This is a genomic window from Gammaproteobacteria bacterium (assembly GCA_003696665.1).
Lineage (GTDB): Bacteria > Pseudomonadota > Gammaproteobacteria > Enterobacterales.
The window spans coordinates 1-2,640 of record RFGJ01000449.1 but is presented as its reverse complement, the minus strand read 5'-3'; the positions used below and the strand labels follow the sequence as shown (position 1 = coordinate 2,640).

Annotated in this window: 5 protein-coding genes; 1 reads left to right on the top strand and 4 read right to left on the bottom strand. The window is 50.9% G+C overall.

The window, feature by feature from the left end:
- The 4 genes from D6694_11160 to D6694_11145 form a co-directional block, all read right to left on the bottom strand.
- On the bottom strand, positions 1 to 411 hold a 411-nt coding region (locus tag D6694_11160), incomplete at its 3' end, for a hypothetical protein (protein RMH39487.1).
- Positions 412 to 537: 126 nt separating this feature from the next.
- Positions 538 to 876: a hypothetical protein gene (locus D6694_11155; protein ID RMH39486.1), complete on the bottom strand. Its 339-nt coding sequence runs from the start codon at positions 874 to 876 to the stop codon at positions 538 to 540.
- A gap of 292 nt (positions 877 to 1,168) precedes the next feature.
- The gene (locus D6694_11150) at positions 1,169 to 1,660 is read right to left on the bottom strand and encodes a hypothetical protein (protein RMH39485.1); all 492 of its coding nucleotides are present in this window, start codon (positions 1,658 to 1,660) and stop codon (positions 1,169 to 1,171) included.
- Positions 1,653 to 1,928, bottom strand: coding sequence for a hypothetical protein (locus D6694_11145; GenBank protein RMH39484.1), 276 nt, complete (start codon positions 1,926 to 1,928; stop codon positions 1,653 to 1,655). Before D6694_11145 ends, D6694_11150 begins: the two co-directional genes overlap by 8 nt.
- 328 nt (positions 1,929 to 2,256) lie before the next feature.
- On the opposite strand from D6694_11145, the gene D6694_11140 reads away from it, so the two are divergent.
- The coding region (locus D6694_11140; GenBank protein ID RMH39483.1) for a hypothetical protein at positions 2,257 to 2,640 on the top strand (384 nt) is incomplete at its 3' end.

Below are 2,640 nucleotides of genomic sequence, written 5' to 3'. Positions count from 1 at the left end.
CTGCAGCGTTTCTACCTTGCTGAGATAGGGCCGACGCAGGATGAGCTTGCCCAGCTGGCCGACGGTGAACAGCGATTCGAGCTTTTGGCGCAGGCGACGTGTGGACGAACTGGCCGATCCGATGCTTTCGAGGGCATGGACCAACAGCGACCACTCTTCCTCTGAAAGGACGAGGGCTTGTTTCAGCTTGCGGCTCGTGCGATCCTCGCCAATGGCATAGCGGTATTGCTGGTCGTACAGCACCACGAGCCCCGCATCGCGCATGGACTCGAAGTCATGCTTGATCGCATCGGGGCTGACCTCCATGCGGGCAGCCAGCTGCTTGAGTGTGTACTGATAGGGAGCATCCAGCAAGAGCAGCAGGAGGCGGAGAATACGGGTTTTGTAGGCGTATGGATGGCCGTAGGTCATCGGGTGTTTCGTGTTGGGTCAGGCTGAAAAGTAGACAAATGAGTCCCCTGAAAAAAGTGGTTGAGGGTTGAGCGTTGAGGGTTGAGCGTTTGAGTTTACAGTTTAAAGTTTAGTGTTTAAAGTTGACTACCATTTATTTACGAATGAGCTTATGGGTCCATCGTTTATCGTCCATCGTCTATCGACTTTTTGCAGTAGGCTCACAAATAAATTTTTTATCACAAAAAACACCCATAGCATGTCCGTCTGTCCAAAAATGCCATTTTTCTCAAAAACAGTCAATAGCGAAACAAAAAATGCCACCAGGATTGCTTCAACTGCCAGGCAAACCGCTTGCGCGCCATCGAAAGACCCGCAATCGTCGGCGTCCTTTCCGTTCAGGTTGAATCGGTGAAACTGGGCAAAACGATTTCTCCATTCCGCCGCGCAACAGTCTGTCCCAATTTTATAGCTCCGGTGGTTCATGTTGAATACCGCCCAGGGCAGGCAGGCTTTGAGTATGACACCCCCGCTACGCGGAGCCTGTTCCGACTTGTCGGATAACCTGTCCCGAGAATCGGGGCAGGCTGTGACATCCCCGCTACGCGGGGCAGGCAGTGACGCGTGACGACCCCGACAAGTCGGGCAGGCTGTGACACCGTGACGACGTACGTTATAGATAGTCCATTGTCCATCGTCCATCGACTTTTTGCAGTAGGCTCAAGCTTGTATTTTCACCTGATCTGATCTGTTCTCTTACAACAGATATCCTTTCTGCCTAATCTTTTACAAACAAGTCATTATCGAGCATGCTCAAGAACAGTTCACCAGAATTTCCGTTTCTCAAAATTAGCCCTTCATCAGTCAGCTCGCAAAAAAGGATATTCGAATCATTAGCAAAGGTTATTTGCTGCCAATCATCCAAAAGGTTGTTATATCTGTATTCGACCCGAATCATACCCTCTGTTTCAGTATCTTTTAAAGGAAAAATTATTTGTCCTTTATACATCAATACATCGGCGAAATTGCTTGCATGAATTCCAACAAGCACCCGCGCTCTGGTTATACCTTCTTTGAGCAGCTCTGGCTCATCTACGGTTAATACATAGGTCAATCCGGAGTCAAATTCAATATTTTTAAATGTGTAGCTGCCACATATTTCGCATGCAGACTCCTCACATTTTTCAACAAAATAACCCAAAACAGCAAGCATCAGAAAAATCTGCAGACAACCTTTGGATTGGCACGAAGAAGTACTGTTTTTATTCATTTTCAAGATGTTTTACAGGTTGATTGATTCTTTTTGCAGACAGCTTGCCAAGCTTGTGACAGCACCCTGTCTTCCAAGAGTCCCCTGCAAAAAATGGTTGTAAAAGCGTGACGACGTTTCGTCTTTCGTCCATCGTCCATCGACTTTTTGCAGTAGATTCATCAAAAATTTTTTCATTCAATTCCCTCGATCCAATGGCGATATAAATTTGAGCCTCCTTCCAAGACCTTTCGCCACCGCAGCCACGAAACACCTCTTTGCAGCACATGAACGAGGTCATTTGACCGATGAAAACAGACCTCACGCCGCAACGCAAACCGCTCGTGCGCCTTCGAAAGGCGCGCAAACGCGGGCTTCCTTGCCGTTAATGTTGAATCGGTTGAGGGTTGAGCGTGTAGCGGTGAGGGGTGGCTTCTCGCAACAGCCTGGCCCACGTTGGGCCTGGACAAGCTCCGATGCAAATCGGAGGCACAACGGCACGCAACGTTTTTGCATCTCGACATCTGCGCAATGGCGCAACCTGCTCCGACTCGTCGGGGAGCCTGTTTCGATGAAATGGGGCGCTCAACCGTCAAGTCCTTGATTGTTCCCCCCTTGTGTTTGTCACGGCGCGGGCGATGAACATCGTCTTCCGGCTCGATGGCGATGCCGTGAGCACTACTTCCATCCCGCGTCGAAGTCTTATCTTGTCTGCGATTCACCCGATTGTCCAACAAAACGAAAACGTCATGAAAAACCTGTGGTATGCGGGGCTGCTGCTCCTCGTGTGGGCCTGCGGCAGTCCGGGCGCCGACGAAGCGAAGACCCACCCGCCCGCCGATGCGACCGACACGGTGCAGTCGGCTGCGCCCAACACCCTGACGGAAGCCGAAAAGGCCGAAGGCTGGATGCTGCTGTTCGACGGCCAGCACACCGACGCGTGGCGCGGCTACCTGATGGATTCGTTTCCCGAAAGGGGCTGGAAAGTGGAAGCGGGCGTG